This is a genomic window from Micromonospora sp. NBC_00389 (assembly GCF_036059255.1).
Lineage (GTDB): Bacteria > Actinomycetota > Actinomycetes > Mycobacteriales > Micromonosporaceae > Micromonospora.
This window is the reverse complement of the sequence record NZ_CP107947.1, coordinates 3,714,701-3,734,917: the sequence shown is the minus strand read 5'-3', so window position 1 is coordinate 3,734,917 and position 20,217 is coordinate 3,714,701. Positions and strand designations below refer to the sequence as shown.

Here is a 20,217-nt window from a genome sequence, read left to right as displayed (position 1 = left end):
GGGTCTACCTCCTCGGTACTGCGACGGACGACGGGCCGGCAGGGATCACAGCTCGACCTTCTGGCCCTTGCCGATCACCACGATGCCGTTGTCGGAGACGGTGTAGCGCTGCCGGTCCTTCTCCAGGTCGACGCCGATCTCGGCGCCCTCCGGGACGAACACGTTCTTGTCCAGGATGGCTCGTCGGATCACCGCGTGCCGGCCAATCTCGACACCCTCCATCAGCACCGAGCCCTCGACGTGCGCCCAGGAGTGCACCCGCACCTTCGGCGAGACGATCGAGTTTTCCACCAGCGAGCCGGAGATCACCACGCCCGGGGAGACCATCGAGCCGACCGCGCGGCCGACCCGCTCGCCCCACTGGTGCACGAACTTCGCCGGCGGCCACGGCGGCTGCTCCGTGTAGATCGGCCAGTCGAAGTTGTACATGTTGAACACCGGGTGCACGTTGATCAGATCCATGTGCGCGTCGTAGAACGAGTCGAGCGTCCCGACGTCCCGCCAGTAACCGCGGTCCCGGTCGGTGGTGCCCGGTACCTCGTTGTCCCGGAAGTCGTAGACGTTGGCCTCGCCCCGCTCGACGAGCATCGGGATGATGCTGCCGCCCATGTCGTGCTTGCTGGTCTTGTCCTCCGCGTCGCGCTCGACCGCCTCGCAGAGCGCCCGGGTGGTGAAGACGTAGTTGCCCATCGACGCGTAGATCTCGTCCGGTGCGTCCGCCAGGCCGACCGCGTCGGTGGGCTTCTCGCGGAACGCCCGGATGCGCCGACCGTCCTCGCCGACCTCGATGACGCCGAACTGGTCGGCCGTCGACAGCGGCTGGCGGATGCCGGCGACGGTCACCGCAGCGCCGGAGGCGATGTGGTCCTCCACCATCTGCCGCGGGTCCATCCGGTAGATGTGGTCGGCGCCGAAGACGATCACGTAGTCAGGCTGCTCGTCGTTGATCAGGTTGAAGCTCTGGTAGATGGCGTCGGCGGAGCCGGCGAACCACCAGGGGCCGCGACGCTGCTGCGCGGGTACCGGGGTGACGTAGTTGCCGAGCAGCGTGGACATCCGCCAGGTCTTGGTGATGTGCCGGTCGAGGGAGTGGGACTTGTACTGGGTCAGCACGACGATCTTGAGATAGCCGGCGTTGGCCAGGTTGGAGAGGACGAAGTCGACCATGCGGTACATCCCGCCGAACGGGACGGCCGGCTTGGCCCGGTCCGTGGTGAGTGGCATCAGGCGCTTGCCCTCCCCACCCGCCAGGACGATCGCGAGCACCTTGGCAGCCATGCCCCGACGCTATCCACCCGCGTCGCACTTCACCACTCGTACGGGGAGTCTTCTGCACTAGGGTGCGCACATGACCGACTCCTCCCCGGCCACCGGCTCCCTGCGCGTCGATCTACTGACCCGGGAGTACCCGCCGGAGGTCTACGGCGGCGCCGGAGTGCACGTCGAGTACCTGGCCCGGGAGTTGCGCCGCCTCACCGACGTGCGGGTGCACTGCTTCGGCCTGCCGCGCACCGAGCCGGGCGTCACCGCGTACGCCGAACCGCCCGGCCTCACCGGCGCAAACGCCGCGCTGCGCACCATGGGCGTGGACCTGGAGATGGCCGCCGGCACGGCCGGCACCGACGTGGTGCACAGCCACACCTGGTACGCCAACCTGGCCGGACACACCGCGAAGCTGCTGCACGGGGTGCCGCACGTGATGACCGCGCACAGCCTGGAGCCGCTGCGGCCGTGGAAGGCCGAGCAGCTCGGCGGCGGCTACGCGCTCTCCTCCTGGTGCGAGCGCACGGCCGTGGAGGCCGCCGACGCGGTGATCGCGGTCAGCGGCGGGATGCGCCGCGACGTGCTGGCCGCCTACCCGCAGGTCGACCCGGACCGGGTCCGGGTGGTCTACAACGGCATCGACACCATCCAGTACGCCCCGGACCAGGGCACCGACGTGCTGGACCGGCTCGGCATCGACCCGGCCCGACCCAGCGTGGTGTACGTCGGAAGGATCACCCGCCAGAAAGGGCTGCCCTACCTGCTGCGGGCCGCCCGGGAGCTGCCGGCGGACACCCAGCTCGTGCTGCTCGCCGGCGCTCCGGACACCGCGGAGATCGCCGCCGAGGTGGAGGAGTTGGCCGCCGAGCTGCGGGCCAACCGCTCCGGGGTGGTCTGGGTGGCCGAGATGCTGCCCAAGCCCGAGGTGATCCAGGTGCTCACCCACGCCACCGTCTTCGTCTGCCCGTCGGTGTACGAGCCGATGGGCATCGTCAACCTGGAGGCGATGGCCTGCGAGACGGCGGTGGTGGCGACCGCCACCGGTGGCATCCCCGAGGTGGTCGCCGACGGTGAGACGGGCCTGCTGGTGCCGATCGAGCAGGCGACCGACGGGTCCGGCCGGCCGCTGGCCCCGGATAAGTTCGTCGCCGACCTGGCGGCAGCGGTCAACACGCTGCTGGCCGACCCGGCCCGCACCGCGCGGTTCGGCAAGGCCGGCCGGCAGCGCGCCGTGGAGCACTTCTCCTGGGACGCCGTCGCCCGGCAGACACTCGACGTCTACCGCTCGGCGAGGTAAGCAGTTTCCTCGAAAGTGCGCGGATCTTGACAGCGGGCGGCTGGACGACGACCGAGCGGCAGTCAGTCGGTCGGCGTGATCAGCGTCAGGGTCGGGAAGTACGTGCGGTATCGCGCCCCATCACGGGTCAGGAGGTTGTACCGGCACACCGCCGCATGCGCACCGATGTAGAAGTCGGCGACAGGCGATCGCTTCACGCCGCCTAACTTGCGGTACCGCGCGTAGGCCTTACCGGCAAGGAAGCCCGCCGGGTACGGAAGCTCCTCGCGAAGGAAGTCCCCGGCGGGCAATGCCTCGTCCAGCTCTTCGATACCGGCGAAACGGACCGACACCTCGGCGTACACGATCGGATTGATCACCAGGTTGCCGGCGTCACGAGCCTCGGCGAGGGCAACTCCCGACCACTCCGCCCACTTCGGGTCATCGGTCAGGATGTCCAGCAGCACATTGGTGTCGACCAGGGTCGTCGCCGCATGCGGCGAACGCGACGGCAGGGCGCGGAGCCGGTCACTCGCCACGCAGCAACTCCATCAACTCCTCGGTGGACATGTGCTCGGTCTCCTTGGCGCTACCCCGGCCTCGCATGTGGCGCACGAGGCGCTGCCCCCGGGTGTCGGCGCCGTGGACCCGGACGATGCGGAGGGCTCCGCCCTCCTCAACCACGTCCACCTCATCGCCCTCGTGCAGGTTGTACTGGGCCCGCAAGGCCGCCGGGATGGTGACCTGGCCCTTGCTATTCAACCTCATACCCGACCTCCTGTCACGTGTCACATATGATACGCGATACTTGCAGGCGGGCATCACCCATGACGCCTGCCCCTCGGTCACGCATAGCTCGCCAACGTCAGTTGCTTGCCGCGCGCGAGAGGATCTCGCACAGTAGGTTGGCGGGGTGACTGGACGGTTCCCGATCGAAGACGTCTCCCCCGCCGTCGCCTGCGGTCGCTACCCGGCCAAGGCAGTGGTCGACGAGCCGGTGCCGGTGTCGGCCCGCGCCTACCGCGAGGGCCACGACGCCCTCGGCTGCAACGTGGTGTGGCTCGGCCCGGACGGTGCGGCGCGGCCGTTCACCCGGATGCGCCCCGGCGAGCCGGGTCAGGACCGCTGGCACGCCACCATTCGTCCGGACACGGTCGGCGCCTGGGTCTTCACCGTCGAGGCGTTCCAGGATCCGTACCTGACCTGGCAGAACGCGGTGACCAAGAAGGTGGCCGCCGGGCAGGGGCCGGCCGAGCTGGCCAACGACCTGGCCGAGGGAGCCCGGGTGCTCACCGCCGCCAACGAGCTGGTGCCGGCCGCCGAGCGGGCCCGGGTCGCCACGGCTCTCACGGCGCTGGTCGACACCGACCTGCCGCTGCCGCAGCGGGTCGACCCGGCGCTGGCCCTGGCCGACCTGCTCTGGGAGCATCCGGTGCGGGAGCTGGTCACCGAGGGTGACACGTACTCCCTCTGGGTGGACCGGCAGCGCGCGCTCTTCTCCGCCTGGTACGAGTTCTTCCCGCGCTCAGAGGGAGCGGTGGGCGCGCGCTCCGGCACCTTCGCCACCGCCACGGATCGACTGCCGGGCGTCGCGGCGATGGGCTTCGACGTGCTCTACCTGCCACCGATCCACCCGATCGGCCGGGTCAACCGCAAGGGCCCCAACAACGCGCTCACCGCCGGGCCGGACGACGTGGGCTCGCCGTGGGCGATCGGCGCCGCCGAGGGCGGCCACGACGCCATCCACCCCGACCTGGGTACGCCGGCAGACTTCCGGGCCTTCATCGAGGCCGCGGCGGCCCAGGGCCTGGAGGTGGCCATGGATCTGGCGTTGCAGTGCGCGCCGGACCACCCGTGGGTCAGCGAGCACCCGGAGTGGTTCACGACCCGGGCCGACGGCAGCATCGCGTACGCGGAGAACCCGCCGAAGAAGTACCAGGACATCTACCCGGTGAACTTCGACAACGATCCGGAGGGCATCCGGGCCGAGGTGCTGCGGGTGGTGCTGCACTGGGTCGGCGAGGGCATCCGGATCTTCCGGGTGGACAACCCGCACACCAAGCCGTTCGACTTCTGGCACTGGCTCATCGCCGAGGTGAAGGCGGTCGACCCGGACGTGCTGTTCCTGGCCGAGGCGTTCACCCGGCCGGCCATCATGCACGGTCTCGGCAAGATCGGCTTCACCCAGTCGTACACCTACTTCACCTGGCGCACATCGGCGGCCGAGATGCGGGCGTACTGCGAGGAACTGCTCGCAGCGGCCGACTACATGCGGCCCAACTTCTGGCCGAACACCCCGGACATCCTGCACGAGTCGTTGCAGCACGGCGGCCCACCGATGTTCAAGATCCGGGCGGTGCTGGCGGCGCTGCTCTCCCCCTCCTGGGGCCTGTACGCCGGCTACGAGCTGTTCGAGCACGTGGCCCGCCCCGGCGCCGAGGAGTACCTGGACAACGAGAAGTACGAGCTGCGCCCCCGGGACTGGGCCGGCGCCGAGGCGCAGGGCCGTTCGCTGGCACCGTTCCTCGCCACCCTCAACCGGGTACGCCGCGACAATCCGGCCCTGCACCAGCTGCGCAACCTGCGCTTCCACGAGATCGACAACCCGGCGCTGCTCTGCTGGTCCAAACACGACCCGGAGACCGGCAACACCGTCATCGTGATCTGCTCGTTCGACCCGCGCACCGTGCAGTGGGGCAACACCACGCTGGACATGCCCGCCCTCGGCTTCGACTGGCACGAGCGGTTCACCGTGCACGACGAGTTCACCGGCACCAGCTACGACTGGGGTCAGCGCAACGCGGTGCGGCTCGACCCGTACCTGCAACCGGCACACGTGCTGACCGTGCGCCGGTCGAACCCGCCCGCCGCACCGGTACGCGCAGCGACCGTTCCGGCCACGCTCACCGTCGCGGACGTCCCCGCCGACCTGTCCGGCGGTACCACGCCGACCGCTCCCGCCTCGAAGGACGCCCGATGGACCAGCTGATCACCGGCGTGACGCACGACCCGCACGCGCTGCTCGGCGCGCACCCCGCCGACGGGTGGACGACGATCCGCACGATGCGCCGAGGCGCCGGCGACGTCGTGCTGCTCATCGGCGACGAGCGGCACCCGATGAAGCGGGTGCACGACATCGGTGTCTTCGAGAGTCGCGTCGAGGGCACCGTGCTCGACTACCGGGTGGAGGTCGACGGTGCCGTGCACGACGACCCGTACCGCTACCCGCCGACCCTCGGCGAGCTGGACCTGCACCTGATCGGCGAGGGCCGGCACGAGCGGCTGTGGGAGGCGCTCGGCGCCCGGGTCTTCGACGAGGGCGTCGCGTTCACCGTCTGGGCGCCCAACGCGCACGGGGTGCGGTTGGTCGGCGACTTCACCGGCTGGGCGCCCGACGACGGCTGGTCGATGCGCTCGCTCGGCTCCAGCGGCGTGTGGGAGCTGTTCGTCCCCAACGCCCGGGTCGGGGCCCGCTACAAGTACCGGGTGCTCGGCGCCGACGGGCAGTGGCGGGACAAGGCAGACCCCCTCGCGGCGTACGCCGAGGTGCCGCCGGCCACCGCGTCGGTGGTGCACCACTCGACGTACCGGTGGTCCGACGCGGACTGGCTGGCCCAGCGGGCCGAGCGGCAGCCGCACCAGGAGCCGATGAGTGTGTACGAGGTGCACCTCGGCTCGTGGCGGCCGGGGCTCGGCTACCGCGAGCTGGCCGAGCAGCTCACCGCGTACGTGACCGAACTGGGCTTCACCCACGTGGAGTTCCTGCCGGTGATGGAGCACCCGTTCGGCGGTTCCTGGGGCTACCAGGTGACCGGCTACTACGCGCCGACCTCCCGCTTCGGCGACCCGGACGAGTTCCGGTACCTGGTCGACCAGCTGCACGCCGCCGGCGTCGGCGTGCTCCTGGACTGGGTGCCGGCGCACTTCCCCAAGGACGAGTGGGCCCTCGCGCGCTTCGACGGCACCCCGCTCTACGAGCACCCCGACCCGCGGCGCGGCGAGCACCCCGACTGGGGCACCTACGTCTTCGACTTCGGCCGCCGCGAGGTCCGCAACTTCCTGGTCGCCAACGCGCTCTACTGGTGCGACCAGTTCCACATCGACGGGCTGCGGGTGGACGCCGTCGCCTCGATGCTCTACCTGGACTACTCCCGCAAGGACGGCGAGTGGGCCCCCAACCAGTACGGCGGTCGGGAGAACCTGGAGGCCATCGCGTTCCTGCAGGAGGTGAACGCGACCGTCTACAAGCACCACGCCGGGGTGGTGATGATCGCCGAGGAGTCCACCGCCTGGCCGGGCGTGACCCGGCCCACCGCCGAGGGCGGGCTGGGCTTCGGGTTCAAGTGGAACATGGGCTGGATGCACGACACCCTGCTCTACACCTCGAAGGACCCGATCTACCGGCAGCACCACCACCACCAGCTCACCTTCTCCCTGGCGTACGCCTGGAGCGAGAACTATGTGCTGCCGATCAGCCACGACGAGGTGGTGCACGGCAAGGGCTCCCTGGCCGGCAAGATGCCCGGCGACACCTGGCAGCGGCTGGCCAACGTACGGGCGCTGCTGGCCTACATGTGGGCGCACCCGGGCAAGCAGCTGCTCTTCATGGGCTCCGAGCTGGCCGACGACCGGGAGTGGAGCGAGGAGCGCGGCCTCGACTGGTACCTGCTGCACGACCCGGCACGAGCCGGGGTGCAGCGCCTCGTCGGTGACCTGAACCGGGTCTACCGGGACACCCCGGCGCTCTGGGCGCAGGACACCGAGCCGGCCGGGTTCCGCTGGATCGCCGGTGACGACGTCGCCAACAACACCGTGTCGTTCATCCGGATCGCCCCGGACGGCTCGACGCTGGTCTGCGTGGCGAACTTCTCCGCCCAGCCGCTGCACGACTACCGGATCGGTCTGCCGGCCGGCGGCACCTGGGCTGAGGTGCTCAACACCGACGCCCACCACTACGGCGGTTCCGGGGTGGGCAACCTGGGCGAGGTGCACGCCGAGGACGTGCCGTGGCACGGCATGGTCGCCTCCGCCGCCCTCCAGGTCCCCCCACTCGGCGTCATCTGGCTCCGCCGCGACTGACCGGGCGCGCCGGGTCCGGGCGACGTCTGGGCGGGCGGGACCGTTCCCCCGACGCGTCGAGACGCCCCGGGGGGAACGGCGCGCTCAGAGCCGGGTGATGCGGACCGCGTCGGCCACGACGTACCCCTGGGTGCTGGTCCAGCGGCTGACCCCGACGACCTGGCGCGTCCCCGCGGCGAAGTCGTAGGTGCCCAGCACCCGCCACTGCCCGCCGCCGCTGCGCTGGTCGACGATGGCCGTCACGGTCCCGTTCGCCGTCGCCACCAGGTGCGGCGTGGCGCTGTTGTAGCCGGAGTCGGCCGGGTACCAGACCTCGACCCGGTACGAGCCGGCGGCGGGCAGCGTCGCGCTGAACCAGGCCGGATCGCTGACCGCCTGCGGCTCGGCGAACCGGTAGTTGGCGCCGTACCGCGTGGCGAGGTACGACGACGTGCCCCAGGTGGCGGCGGCGGTGAAGCCACCGGCGGTGGCGTTGTCCACGATCACGCTGAACGTGCCGCCGGTGCCGGTGACCACCCGCGCGTTGCTGGCCGGGCTCTCGTGGTGCAGCCGGTCCAGCCCGGTCACCAGGTACCGGTAGGTCGAGCCAGCCGCGGCGGTGGCGTCGGTGAACGTCCCGGTGCTGCCCGAGGCGCGGACGGTGCCGAGCAAGTTGCGGGCGTCGGCCAGGTCGCAGGGGTCGACCGCGCCGTCGCCGGGCAGCCGGTAGACCGCGTACGCGGACGTGCTGCCGGTCGCACCGCGCTGCCAGTTCAGGGTCACACCGCCGGTGCCGCGTACCGCCGAGGTGAGGTTCGGCGCGGCGGGCGCGGCGCCGCCCAACCCGGCCGGCGCCAGCGCGGGCCGGCGGTAGTGGTCGGTCGCCACCCGGGAGACGGCGCCGATGCGGTCGGCGCGGACGTCCTTGGCGCTGAAGTGGATGTCGCCGAGGATCCGGGGGTAGGTGCGGTTGAGCGTCAGGTGGTCGGTCAGTTCGGCCGGGTCCTGCCAGGCGGCGTCCTGCCCGGACGCCCCGGCGCGGTAGGTGGCCTGCCCGACGAGCAACTGCACGTCGGTGCCGGCCACGGTCTCGGACCACCAGCGGACCAGCTCCGCGTAGTCGGCCGAGGAGTGGCCGATGTGCCAGTAGATCTGCGGAGCGATGTAGTCGATCCAGCCCTGCTTCACCCAGCGGCGGGTGTCGGCGTAGATCGCGTCGTACGACTGGAGGCCGCTGGTGCGCGAGCCGAGCGGATCGGTGCCGGCGTTGCGCCAGATGCCGAACGGGCTCACGCCGAGCTTCACCCACGGCTTGATCGCCTGGATCCGGTTGTGCATCTCCTGCACCAACAGGTTGACGTTGTTGCGCCGCCAGTCGGCGATGTTGCTGAAGCCGGCGCCGTACTGGGCGAAGGTGGCCTGGTCGGGGAAACCCCCACCGCTGCCCGGGTACGGGTAGAAGTAGTCGTCCCAGTGCACCGCGTCGATGTCGTAGCGGCGGACGGCGTCCATCATGGCGTCCTGCACGAAGGCGCGGACAGCGGGGATGCCGGGGTTGTAGTAGAGCTGGCCGTTGTAGGCGACGGCCCAGCCCGGGTTCTTGCGGGCCGGGTGGCTGGCCGCCAGCTTGGTCAGGTCGGTGTGGGTGGCGACCCGATACGGGTTGAACCAGGCGTGGAACTCCAGGTTGCGGGCGTGCGCCTCGGCCACCATGAAGGCCAGCGGGTCGTAGCCGGGGTTGCCGCCCTGGGTGCCGGTGAGCCACTGCGACCAGGGCTCGTAGGTGGACGGCCAGAACGCGTCGGCGGCGGGGCGGATCTGCACGACGACGGCGTTCATCCGCCGCTGCTGGGCCAGGTCGAGCCAGCCCCGGTACTCCGCCTGCTGGGCCGCCTGGGTGAGCCCGGTGCGGCTGGGCCAGTCGATGTTGGCCACGCTGGCGATCCACATGCCGCGTAGCTGCCGCTTCGGGGTTGCCGGATCGGTCACGCAGGCCGCCTGGGCGGCCACCGGCACGGTGTCCGGAGGGGCGGGTGGGGAGGCGGGGGCTGCCGCGCCGAGCACCAGCGCCGCTACCAGCGCCAGCCCTGACATATATCGACCATAGTCTCTACGCACGAAAATATGTTCAAGGTTGCCGATCCGTTGCGCAAGTATCCTTCACAATTTTCCCGCTACGAAGTCACCTCGCGACGCCGACCACCGCCCGATACCCGGCGGACCGGCGGTCAGACCAGGCCGGCGTCGCGCAGCAGCTTCCACAGGCCGGCGCCGTCCGGCGCGGAGAGCCACTTCTGCCCCACCGGCCCCGTCGACGGGAGGCCGGCCGGGGCGGGCAGGCTACCGGCCAGCACCGACTGGGTCGGGGAGAGTCGGCGGATCGCCACCCCCGCCACGTTCTCCGGGTGGGCGGCGGCGAACTCCCGGTAGATCTCCTGGTCGTGCTGGCCGTCGTCGCCGACCAGCAGCCAACGCACGTCGGGGAACTCCCGGGCCAGCCGGGCCAGGGTCACCCGCTTGTGCTCCCGGCCGCTGCGGAACCAACGGTCCGCCGTCGGGCCCCAGTCGGTGAGCAGCAGCGGCCCGGCCGGGTAGAGGTGCCGGGACAGGAACCGGGTCAGCGTCGGCGCCACGTTCCAGGCGCCGGTGGAGAGGTAGAAGACCGGGGCGCCGGGGTGCGCGGTGACCAGCCGCTCGTAGAGCACCGCCATGCCGGGCACGGCGTTGCGGGCGTGCTCGTCGAGCACGAACGTGTTCCACGCGGCGAGCAGCGGCCGGGGCAGCGCCGTCACCATCACCGTGTCGTCAATGTCGGAGAGGATGCCGAACTTGACGTCCGGGTCGAGGATGCGCACCGGCGCGTCGACCGGCTCGGCGTCCGGGACGCTGAGCCGGACAGTGCCCCACCCGGGCGGCAGGTCGGCCTCTACCAGCGTGTCGACGAAGCCGCTGCGGTCGGCCCGGGTCTCGTGCCGCACGCCGCCGGCCTCGATGGTCACCGTGACGTGCTTGGCCGGCAGGGTGGTGAAGCTGCGCCAGCCGCGGACCTTGTCCAACCGGCCCCGCTGACGGGTGTCCGGCCGACCGAGCAGCACCCGGCACATCACCCGCACCCAGCCCGGGGAGCCGTAGTTGGTGTACGCGATGATGTTGATCCGCCAGCCGGTGCGCCGCAACCGACGCTCCACGAGCTGGTGCACGGCGTCCTCGATCCGCGCGGCCCGGTGCAGGTTCGGAACGGCCAGTTGGCCGGCGGGAGTGGGTGGCACGCGCCAACCCTGCCACACGTCGACAGCCACGGCCACGCGAGCCGACCCCGGCTGAGCCGAACCACCCCGACCAGCCCGCCACGCGTGAAACACTCCGGTCGGGACGACGACGGGGGCGTGGTCGTGTCGAAACCAGAGCAACACCGTGGGCGGTGGCGCCCACGACTCGACCGACCGGCGCTCGTCGCGCTGCTGTTCGGGCTGGCCGGCATCGGGTACCGGCTGGTCCTGACGCTGTACACCGTGCCGGTGTCGAACAGCGACGAGGCCACCTTCGGCCTCGCCGCGCTGCACATCGGGCAGGGCCGGGAGCACCCGGTCTTCCTCTACGGCCAGCACTACATGGGGATGCTGGAGTCGTACCTGGCCGCGCCGCTGGTCGCGGTGGCCGGGCCGAGCTGGCCGGTGCTGCGGCTGCCGATGCTCGCGCTGTACGCGGTCTTCCTCTACCTGATCCACCGGCTGACCCGCCGGCTCTGCGCGCCGTGGTTCGCCGCCTTCATCGTCGGCCTGCTGGCGCTCGGGCCGGAGCGGGTGGTGCGCGATCAGCTTACCGTGGTCGGCGGACGGCCCGAGGTGAAGCCGGCGGTGCTGCTGATGCTGCTGATCACCGTGGGGCTGGCGGCCGGCACGGTCCACCGCCGCCGGCTCGCCGTCGCGCTGTTCGGCCTGCTCGTCGGGTTGGCCGCCTGGTCGGACTGGCTGATCCTGCCCTACCTGGCGGTGGCCGGGCTGGCGCTGGTGTGGGCGGTGCGGCGGGAACTCGTCGGCTGGTCCGGCCTGCTGCTGGTGGCGGGCGTCGTGGTCGGGGTGGCACCGATGCTCTGGGACAACCTCCGGGCGGCGCCGGGTGACGATTCGCTGTCGGTGTTCCGGGAGGTGAGCACCAAGGAAGGCCCGCTGCCACCGTGGTCGGACCGGATCTGGGGCGGACTGCTGGAGGGGGTGCCGCTGGCGCACGGGCTCTGCCCGGTGGACGGCTGCGGCCGCTGGCAGCAGTGGTTCGGGCTGCTCTACCCGGTGCTGCTGGTGGTCGCCGCGGTGCTCGCGGTCCTCGCGTACCGCCGGGCCGCGAGAGCGCCGCGCGGGGAGCGGGTCCGGCCGGTGGTGCAGCTCGCCCTGGTCGCCGGCGCCGCGTTGACCCTGCTGTCGTACGTGCGCAGCCCGCTCGCCGCGACCAGTCCGCTGGACAACGCCCGCTACCTGTCGGTGCTGCAACTGTCGCTGCCGGCGGTGCTCTGGCCGCTCTGGGTGGCCGCGGTGGCCTGCTGGCGGGGCACGGTCGGGGTGCTCGGTCGGCTCACCGGCGCACTGGCCACCGCCGTGCTGGCCGGCCTGACGGCGACCATGCTGGTGATCACCGTGCTCTTCGTGACCACCGACGTGCGGGCGTCGCGGACCGAGGAGCGCCAGGCCCGGGAACTCGCCGCCGCGCTGCGCGCCAACGGCCCCCACGAGGTGTACGGGGACTACTGGACCTGCAACCGACTGGTCTTCAACACCGACGAGACGGTGGTCTGCGGGGTGCTCGACGATGACCTGTCCCCCGGCCAGAACCGGTACCTGCCGTACTGGCGGCAGGTCGGGCGGGCCGAGCGACCCGGCTACGTGGTGGAGATCGACTCGCCGATGGAGCGGCGGCTGCGTCGACTGCTCGCCGACGAGCCCGATGCCGCACCGGTACGGGAGGTCGACGGCTATCGCGTGTACCACCCCGACACCCCGGTGCGGCCCTGGCGGTAACGGCGGGTCGTACGCTGGCCGAACCGGCGCGTGGGCGCCGCCGTCCCACCCGTCGCGGAGGTCCGATGCTCATCCTGCTGCCGCCCTCGGAGGGGAAGGCCGACGCCGGCACCGGCCGACGGTGGGACCCGGACCGGCTCGCGCTGCCCGAGCTGAACCCGGCCCGGGAGCGGGTGCTGGACGCGCTGGTGGCGCTGAGCACCGGGCCGGACGAGGCGGCGGCGCGGGCGGCGCTCGGGCTCAGCGAGGGCCAGCGCGGCGAGCTGCGCCGCAACGCCCGGCTGCGGGTGGCGGCCACCGCGCCGGCAGCGCAGATCTACACCGGGGTGCTCTACGAGGCGCTGGAGCTGGCCTCGTTGCCGGCGGCGGCGCAGCGGGCGGCCCGCCGGTCGATCCTGATCAGCTCCGGCCTGTGGGGCGCGGTCCGGCTCGCCGACCGGATCCCGCCGTACCGCTGCCCGATCGGTGCCCGGCTGCCCGGCGTGGGGGCGCTGTCGGCGTACTGGCGGCCGGTGCTGGCGCCGGCCCTGACGGCTGCGGCCGGCACCGGGCCGGTGCTCGACCTGCGCTCCGGCTCGTACGCGGCCACCTGGACGCCGCGCGGGGAGTTGGCCGAGCGCACGGTGACCGTGCGGGTGCTGCACGAGCGGGAGGTCGACGGTGTGCCGGTCCGCTCGGTGGTGAGCCACTTCAACAAGGCGACCAAGGGGCGGCTGGTCCGTGACCTGCTGATCGCCGGCGCCCGGCCGCGAACCGCCGGGGAACTGGTCGGCACGCTGCGCGAGCTGAAGCACACCGTCGTGGAGCAGGCCGCCCCAGCCGGCCGGCCGCGACAGGTGGATCTGGTGGTCACCGAGCTGTAGGCGGGTCGCCAGCCGCAAGATTTCCTCAAGGCTGGGCGGGATCAGTTCCGCAAGGGCAGGGCAGGGGTCACGGTAGGGGAACCCAGACTCCGACAAGGGAGCGCCTCGTTGGCCCGTGAACCCGCCCTGCTCGACCGGCTCCGCTCGCCGGCGACGCCACCCCCGCTGGACTGGCTGACCCTGGGCGACGCGTTCGAGGCCGCCTGCCTGTTGCGGTGCACACCCCTGCCGACCGTCGCCCGGCCGACCGCGGCGCTCCGGTCGCACTCGCCGGGAGTGGAGTTCAACCGGGAGGACGCCGCTCAGCGGATGCGGCAGCTGCTCGCCCGGCTGGACATTCCGGTGACCCAGGAGGTGGCCGTCGGCGGCCTGCGCCGCCGCTACGAGCTGCACCGGCTCTGGGTGCCCCCGGAGCATCACGGCGCGTACACCCGGCTGCTGAACGCCGGTTGGTGGCAGGGGCGTCGGGAGCTGCTCGGTGGGCCGCAGCCCGGTGCCTCACCGGCCCGTCGCCGGTGGGTGTCCCGGCTCGCGGCGGCGGCCTGGCGGTCGGCGCTGCTGGCCGGCGGGCGGCACGTCCGCCGGCACATCCTCGGCGTACGGCTCACTGACCGGGACCTGGCCGCGGTGTTGATCCGTAGCGCGGCCGTGCTCGATGTCCCGGCCGTGCTCCGCCCCGGCACCGGCTGCTTCCTGGTCAGTGTCGCCGACGGGCCGGACCGGGAGCGGATTCTGCGCAGCGCGGCGATGGAGGCCGCACGGGGCTCGGAAACGGAGCCGGAACGCCGCCCGGCCTGCTGACCCGGCACGCCCCACCCACCCGAACGGGGCTTGCGCGCACCGTTCCGGCAGCGCACAGTGCTCCGCGTGAGTCGTACCTCGTCCGGCCGGCTCGGCCGCCGCCGCGTGGGAATGGCCGCGCTGCTGGCGCTGCTGCTGGCCACAACCGTGGCCGGTGCCGCCAGTTGCCGGGACGCCCAGGCCGAGCCGCTGCCGATCCGGATCGCCACCGGCAGCCCGACCGCCGTCTACTACGCCTTCGGGCAGTCCCTGGCCGCCATCCTCAACCGGGAGCTGCCCAACGTGCGGGCCACCGTGGTGGTCACCGCCGCCTCGGCGGAGAACGTCCGGCTGATCGGCTCCGGAGCAGCCGAACTGGGCTTCACCCAGGCCGACGTGCTGCCCACCACCACCTCGGAAAGCCCGTCGGTCAACGCTGTCGCCCGGGTGTACGACGACCAGCTGCACCTGGTCACCACCGGCGGCGGGCCGGTCCGCACGGTCGCCGACCTGCGCGGCCGGCGGGTCTCCGTCGGCGCACCCGGATCAGGCACCGAGATCACCGCGATGCGGCTGCTGGAGGTGGCCCAGCTCGGCGGCGACGGGGTGCTCCGGGAGCGGCTCGGGCTGGACGACTCGGTGGCCGCGCTCCGCGCCGGGGAGATCGACGCGTTCTTCTTCTCCGGCGGACTGCCGGTGCAGGGCATCAAGGAGCTGGCCGGACGCAGCGCCACCCGAATCGTGGACCTCGGCGAGTGGACGGAGCCGCTGCGCGCCCGCTACGGCCAGGTCTACGTCTCCCGGGACATCCCCCGCTCGGTGTACGGCGTGGACCCGGTGACCACGGTGGCCGACCCGAACTACCTGATCGTCCGGGCCGACCTGCCGGAGCGGCTGGTCCGGGAGGTGACCCGGCTGCTGATGGAGCGCCGGGCCGAGTTGGGCGCCGCGCATCCGGCGGCGGGGCAGATGAGCCCCCGCTCGGCGATCGCCACCGCGCCGCTGTCGCTGCACCCGGGGGCCGCCGCCTGGTACCGCGCGGCCAAGCCCTGACCGCTACCGAGCCGGGGCGGGCCGCAGGTCGGCGGTCGGTTCCCCGTCGGCCGGGTCGGCTTCGGGGTCGGGTGCGGGCGCCGGGAACCACAGGGCGGCGACCAGCCCGCGCCGCTCCCCCGGTCGCATGGTGAGTCGCCCGTCGGAGGCGTCCACCAGCACCGCGGCGATGGTCAGGCCGAGCCCGGCGCCGTCCACGTTCTGTGCGTCCGGTGCCCGCCAGAACCGCTCGGTGGCCTGCCCGAGCTGACTCTCGGTCATCCCCGGGCCGGTGTCCCGCACCTCCAGAGCCACCCCCTGGTCTCGGCGGGCCACGGTCACCGTCACCGCCCCGCCGGCCCCACTGAACTTCACCGCGTTGTCGATCAATGCGTCCAGAGCCTGGTCGACGGCGGTCGGCACGGTCCGGGCGTACGCCGGGGCGTCGCTCGTGGCGAGCCGCAGCGCGACCGACCGGTGCCGGGCCAACGGCGCCCACGCGGCCACCCGGGACGCGGCCACGGCGGCGGCGTCCACGGTGACCCGCTCGTTCTCCTCGCGTTCGGCCCGGGCCAGGGTGAGCAGCGCGTCGAGCACCAGCGCCAGCCGGTCGGTCTCCTCCAGCGCCAGCCGGTGCTCGGAGCGCCCGTCGGGGTCGGTGAGGCTGGGACCCAGCTCCTCCACCCGCAGCCGCAACGCGGTGAGCGGGTTCCGCAGCTGGTGGCTGGCGTGCGCGACGAACGCGCGCTGCCGGTCCATCACGTCGGAGACCACGTCGGCCATGTGGTTGAAGCTGGCCGCGAGCCGGCGCAGCTCCGACGGGCCGAGTCGGTGCTGCACCCGGGCACCCCGATCGCCCTCGGCGATCTCATGGGTGACCGCGTCCAGCTCGGTGACCGGGCGCAGCACCCAGCTGGCCAGCCCGAACGCGGTGAGTACGCAGGCCAGCATGGCGAGCAGGCCGGCCAGAAAGAGCAGCAACCACCAGGAGGTGACGGCCCGGCGGATCGGGTCGACCGACGTCACGATCACCACCGCGCCGAGCACCTCGCCACCGTCGTTGATCGGCACCGCCACCACCACCGCGCCGGCCGTCCACGGCCAGACCGTGGCGGGGGTGCTGGTCTGCTGCCCGGACAGCGCGATGTCCAGAGCCGTCGCGGTCCCCCCGGCGGGCCGCCAGCTCGCCGAGGCGAACACGGTGCGCCGGTCCCGGTCGACGACCGCCGCGCCGATCCCGTACAGCTCGTCGTAGCTGCGCAGCTCCGCTTCGAGCGGGCCAGGCCCGCCGCCGCGCAGCGCCGGCCCGGCCAGCGAGGCGAACCGGGTGGCGTCGGCGAGCCGGTCGGCGCGGACCTGTTCGGTCTCGCGGCTGGCCAGGGTGACAGCCAGCGGGTTCTCCAACGCGATGAGGACGAGCACCATCAGCAGCAGATAGCTGATCACCAGTCGACGGCGCACGGCAGCCCCTCACGCATCGCGCAGCCGGTAGCCGACCCCGCGTACGGTCTCCACCAGGCGGGCGTCGCCCAGCTTGCCGCGCAGCGACCCGACGTGCACCTCGACGGTGTGCCGGTCGGCCCAGGTGGTGCCCCAGGCGTCGAGCAGGATGCGGTCGCGGGGCACCGCCACCCCCGGCTGGCGGGCCAGCGAGAGCAGCACGTCGAACTCCTTGCGGGTCAACGTGACCTCGCGGCCGTCCACCCTCACCGTCCGGGCGGCCACGTCGATGCGCACCGCCCCGGCCTCGATCAGGTGCCGCTCCGGCGCGGTGTTCGCGGCCCGGCGCAGCACCGCCTCGATCCGGGCCTGCAACTCCACCATCGAGAACGGCTTGACCACGTAGTCGTCCGCGCCGAGGCGCAGGCCGAGCACCCGATCGCGTTCCTCGCCCCGCGCGGTCACCGCGATGATCCCGAGCTGGCTGCTGCGCCGACGCAGCTCCCGGCACAGGTCGGTGCCGTCCCCGTCGGGCAGGGTCAGGTCGAGCAGCACCAGGTCGCACGGAGCGGCGGAGAGCGCCGCGGCGACGGTGGCCGCGTGCTCGACCTGGTAGCCGCGGCGGGTGAGGGCGGAGGAGAGCGCGGCGGCAACCCGACGGTCGTCCTCCACCAGCAGGATCCGCACCTGTGCCCCCGTCCGTTCGCAGCGCTGTCCAGCGAATGGTGGCAGAAGCAGGGCGCGAGCGGGAGGGCCGCCTCCCGGACGGGTCGGTCAGAGGCCGAAGACGTCGTCGGCGGTGGCGTCCCGGACGCCGTCGGTGAAGCCCCGGAAACCGGGGTCGTCGTGGCGGGCCGGCACGCTGGTGACGTTGACCCCGCTGGCCTGGGTGACCGCGTCGACCAGGGGTGCGTAGTCGATCTCGGCGTCCTGGAAGGCGTCGTCGTCCGCCTCGGCCAGGTTGATCACGTGCTGCACGTCGTCGGACGGGGTGTCCGGATCGTCCGCCCACTCGCCGCCGGCCCGGTAGCACTCGTCGTACAGCGCGCGCTGGCTGTCGGTCCAGTCGTCGTCGTAGCTCTCCATCGCCATCCCCTCCGCGGCCGCTCCACCTGAGCATGCCCGGCAGGGGGCGACGGCCGAGGCGGTACGCGCGAAAACCGGGCGGGGACGGCCGCGAGGCGCACGTAGGCTGCCGCTGTGATCTACAAACTGCTGCCGACCGCGGAGTGGAACGACGCCCTCGCCGCCGGCACCTTCACCGGCACGGCGATGGACCACGAGTCCGGGTTCATCCACCTCTCCGGTCCGGACCAGGTGGTGCAGACCGCCAGCCGATACTTCAGCGGAGCGAGCGGGCTGACCCTGCTCAGCGTCGAGGAGGAGCGGCTGGGCGACGCGCTGCGCTGGGAGCCGTCGCGGGGCGGGCAACCCTTCCCGCACCTGTACGGCCCGCTGCCGGTGACGGCGGTGGCGGCGGCGCGGGCGTTGCCGGCCGACGTCCCGGTGCCCGACGCGGTGGCCGCCCTGCTGGGCTGACGTGACCGCGCCCGGCCCGACGGGTGTCGGGCCGGGCGCGGATCTCCGAACGCGAGGTTCAGCGGCAGAGACGGCCGATCTCCTCCTGGAACCGGTCCATCGGGTTGGCCTCGGCGGGGCCGAGCAGGTAGGTCTTCAGCTCCCGGCGGGCCTCGGTCATCGGGTCGTCGCCGGCCCGGGTCACCGCCACGATCTTCTCCAGCTCGCCGCAGTCCTTGGAGAGCAGGTACGCGGCCCGCGCGGTCGGGTACTCCCGGCGGAACTCGTCCTCCGGCAGGCCGGCCGGGTTGGCCACCACGTACGGCCGCTGGCTCTGCACGAAGTCGGAGACCACACTGGACACGTCGCTGATCAGCAGGTCGGTCTGGTTGAAGCAGTCGAACAGCGCCGGCGTGCGGCCGGTGACCACCAGGTGCGCGGTCCCGTCCAGAGAGGCCGCGTTCGGGTTGCCGCCGGCGGCCCGGATGGCATCCACCACCCGCTCGTGCGTGACCCTGGCAGCCTTGGACCGCGACCCGGTGAGCGGGTGCGGCTTGTAGATCAGACGCACCCGGGGATTGGTGGCCAGCAGCCCCTTGACGATCCGCTCCCCCATCAGCACCAGCGAGGTGTGGTACGGGTCGTCGTCGAGCCATCCCTCCCAGGTGGGCGCGTAGAGGACGGTGAACGGCTGGTCCACCGACTCGGCGCCGAAGGTGTGCACACCGGCCAGCTGCGGCCGGCCGATCTCGACGATGTCCGAGTCGAGCACGCCCACCCCGGCCCGGGCGTACCGCTCCCGGCCGGCCAGGCCGGCGACCCAGACCTCGTCGTACACCTTGCTGTACGGGTTGACGCTGGCCTGCTTGTCGCTGTCGCCGTGCCCGACGAAGACGTGCTTCATGCCGGGATCGCGGAGCAGGTGGATGTTCGCGCCGACGTTCGCGGAGTAGAGCGCCGCGCGGACGCTGCTGAGCTCGAGGTTCATGAAGTCCACCCCGGCCGGTACGCAGATCACCGGCAGCCGGGTGTCGGCCAACTCCAGGAACGCCTCCCGGTTGCGCATCAGCACCACCGCGGGCTGGCCCAGCGCCTCGGTCGGAGCGAGCCACATGTTCGCCTGGTAGACGTCCTTGGCCGGGCCGGCGAAGTAGAGCGCCACCTCGGGCCGGTGGGTGTCCAACCAACGCTGGACGGCGGGCAGCAGCGGGTCCTGCCCGGTACCCCGGCCACGCAGCCAGGTCAGCGCGATGATCGCGCCCACCAGTCCGGTCGCCACCACCGCCACCACCGCGGCGACGAAGAACGGCGTCGGGTCGTGTTGCACCGCGGCCGCGACGGCTGCCGGCACGAGCAGCACGTTGAGCAGGGGCATCCGGTCCCCGGCGACCGCGGCCGCCCAGGCCGGCGGCCGGGGGGCCGAGCGCAGCGGACCCAGCTCGATGTTGCGCACCATGGCGGAGAGCGGGTTACGACGGTCGATCATCGTGGAGAGCGCTCCGGCGAAGACCGAGACGACCCAGACGGTGGCCGGCAGGACCAGCAGCCAGGTCAGCTCGGTGCCGCTGAGAGACACCTCCGCGGCGACCACCAGCACGGCCGCGAGGTCCCGGGTCAGCTGCCGGTACGACCAGTGCAGGCCGACCTTGTCCAGCAGCAGCAGTGACGGCGGCGACCAACGGGACAGGGCGAACTCGCCGAGCACGGCGATCAGCCCGGCAACGGCGAACAGACCGATCCAGCCGAGTGCGCCGGCGACGAGCATGACCAGGTAGGACAGCACCAGCAGCGCGCTCTGGGCGGCCACTCCGATGCGTCCTGTCAACGTGCCGAACAAAGAGTTCGCTCCCTACGAGTTCGAGGACGGGCTGGGCCCGTGGTGGTCGGCGTCACTTCCCGCCGCGCCTGGCCGACCGCACCCGCAGGAGTGCGGCGGGCCACGGTGGCCGCGGCCCCGATTCCTCGTGGCGGCCGG

At 72.4% G+C, this 20,217-nt stretch carries 17 protein-coding genes; 8 read left to right on the top strand and 9 right to left on the bottom strand.

Translation table 11 applies throughout. The annotated features are described in order from the left end of the window. Positions 1–45: 45 nt before the first annotated feature. The gene (glgC, locus tag OG470_RS17715; RefSeq protein ID WP_328425685.1) at positions 46–1,278 is read right to left on the bottom strand and encodes a glucose-1-phosphate adenylyltransferase; all 1,233 of its coding nucleotides are present in this window, start codon (positions 1,276–1,278) and stop codon (positions 46–48) included. Positions 1,279–1,348: 70 nt separating this feature from the next. On the opposite strand from glgC, the gene glgA reads away from it, so the two are divergent. Then, positions 1,349–2,560: a glycogen synthase gene (gene glgA / locus OG470_RS17710; RefSeq protein ID WP_328425683.1), complete on the top strand. Its 1,212-nt coding sequence runs from the start codon at positions 1,349–1,351 to the stop codon at positions 2,558–2,560. 62 nt (positions 2,561–2,622) lie between these two features. On the opposite strand, the gene OG470_RS17705 is transcribed toward glgA, so the two are convergent. Together OG470_RS17705 and OG470_RS17700 are read right to left on the bottom strand one after the other, a co-directional pair. Next, positions 2,623–3,078, bottom strand: coding sequence for a type II toxin-antitoxin system VapC family toxin (locus OG470_RS17705; protein WP_328425681.1), 456 nt, complete (start codon positions 3,076–3,078; stop codon positions 2,623–2,625). Beyond that, positions 3,068–3,307, bottom strand: coding sequence for an AbrB/MazE/SpoVT family DNA-binding domain-containing protein (locus tag OG470_RS17700; protein WP_328425678.1), 240 nt, complete (start codon positions 3,305–3,307; stop codon positions 3,068–3,070). Before OG470_RS17700 ends, OG470_RS17705 begins: the two co-directional genes overlap by 11 nt. A gap of 145 nt (positions 3,308–3,452) precedes the next feature. Between OG470_RS17700 and OG470_RS17695 the strand changes: the two genes are divergently transcribed. After that, positions 3,453–5,528: an alpha-1,4-glucan--maltose-1-phosphate maltosyltransferase gene (locus tag OG470_RS17695; protein WP_328425676.1), complete on the top strand. Its 2,076-nt coding sequence runs from the start codon at positions 3,453–3,455 to the stop codon at positions 5,526–5,528. Further along, entirely contained in the window at positions 5,516–7,618 is a 2,103-nt protein-coding gene (gene glgB, locus OG470_RS17690; RefSeq protein WP_328425674.1) for a 1,4-alpha-glucan branching protein GlgB, read from the top strand. Before OG470_RS17695 ends, glgB begins: the two co-directional genes overlap by 13 nt. Before the next feature lie 84 nt (positions 7,619–7,702). On the opposite strand, the gene OG470_RS17685 is transcribed toward glgB, so the two are convergent. Together OG470_RS17685 and OG470_RS17680 are read right to left on the bottom strand one after the other, a co-directional pair. Further along, on the bottom strand, positions 7,703–9,691 hold the full coding sequence (locus OG470_RS17685; RefSeq protein WP_328425672.1) for a family 10 glycosylhydrolase: 1,989 nt from the start codon (positions 9,689–9,691) through the stop codon (positions 7,703–7,705). A 134-nt stretch (positions 9,692–9,825) separates the two neighbouring features. Next, entirely contained in the window at positions 9,826–10,866 is a 1,041-nt protein-coding gene (locus OG470_RS17680) for an App1 family protein (RefSeq protein WP_328425670.1), read from the bottom strand. 123 nt (positions 10,867–10,989) lie between these two features. Here OG470_RS17680 and OG470_RS17675 point away from each other — a divergent pair, with 123 nt between their 5' ends. The 4 genes from OG470_RS17675 (at position 10,990) to OG470_RS17660 (ending at position 15,305) form a co-directional block, all read left to right on the top strand. Then, positions 10,990–12,609: an ArnT family glycosyltransferase gene (locus tag OG470_RS17675; RefSeq protein WP_328425668.1), complete on the top strand. Its 1,620-nt coding sequence runs from the start codon at positions 10,990–10,992 to the stop codon at positions 12,607–12,609. A gap of 65 nt (positions 12,610–12,674) precedes the next feature. After that, entirely contained in the window at positions 12,675–13,472 is a 798-nt protein-coding gene (gene yaaA, locus OG470_RS17670; protein ID WP_328425666.1) for a peroxide stress protein YaaA, read from the top strand. A 108-nt stretch (positions 13,473–13,580) separates the two neighbouring features. After that, the gene (locus OG470_RS17665; protein ID WP_328425664.1) at positions 13,581–14,273 is read left to right on the top strand and encodes a hypothetical protein; all 693 of its coding nucleotides are present in this window, start codon (positions 13,581–13,583) and stop codon (positions 14,271–14,273) included. A gap of 111 nt (positions 14,274–14,384) precedes the next feature. Then, positions 14,385–15,305 carry a TAXI family TRAP transporter solute-binding subunit gene (locus tag OG470_RS17660; RefSeq protein ID WP_328426429.1) on the top strand — a complete coding sequence of 307 codons (921 nt, stop codon included), beginning with the start codon at positions 14,385–14,387 and terminating at the stop codon, positions 15,303–15,305. 3 nt (positions 15,306–15,308) lie between these two features. Here the strand turns inward: OG470_RS17660 and OG470_RS17655 are convergent, their stop codons facing one another. The 3 genes from OG470_RS17655 to OG470_RS17645 form a co-directional block, all read right to left on the bottom strand. Next, positions 15,309–16,745 (bottom strand): sensor histidine kinase, encoded by a 1,437-nt coding sequence (locus OG470_RS17655; protein ID WP_328425662.1) that lies wholly within the window; start codon positions 16,743–16,745, stop codon positions 15,309–15,311. Between the two features lie 9 nt (positions 16,746–16,754). After that, positions 16,755–17,411 carry a response regulator transcription factor gene (locus tag OG470_RS17650; protein WP_328425660.1) on the bottom strand — a complete coding sequence of 219 codons (657 nt, stop codon included), beginning with the start codon at positions 17,409–17,411 and terminating at the stop codon, positions 16,755–16,757. Between the two features lie 87 nt (positions 17,412–17,498). Continuing rightward, positions 17,499–17,810: a hypothetical protein gene (locus tag OG470_RS17645; RefSeq protein WP_328425658.1), complete on the bottom strand. Its 312-nt coding sequence runs from the start codon at positions 17,808–17,810 to the stop codon at positions 17,499–17,501. Positions 17,811–17,924: 114 nt separating this feature from the next. Here OG470_RS17645 and OG470_RS17640 point away from each other — a divergent pair, with 114 nt between their 5' ends. Then, positions 17,925–18,263, top strand: a complete 339-nt coding sequence (locus OG470_RS17640; protein WP_328425656.1) for a DUF952 domain-containing protein — start codon at positions 17,925–17,927, stop codon at positions 18,261–18,263. A 58-nt stretch (positions 18,264–18,321) separates the two neighbouring features. Here the strand turns inward: OG470_RS17640 and OG470_RS17635 are convergent, their stop codons facing one another. Then, complete coding sequence (locus tag OG470_RS17635) at positions 18,322–20,079, bottom strand: CDP-glycerol glycerophosphotransferase family protein (protein WP_328425654.1); 1,758 nt, start codon at positions 20,077–20,079, stop codon at positions 18,322–18,324. Between the last annotated feature and the right edge of the window lie 138 nt (positions 20,080–20,217).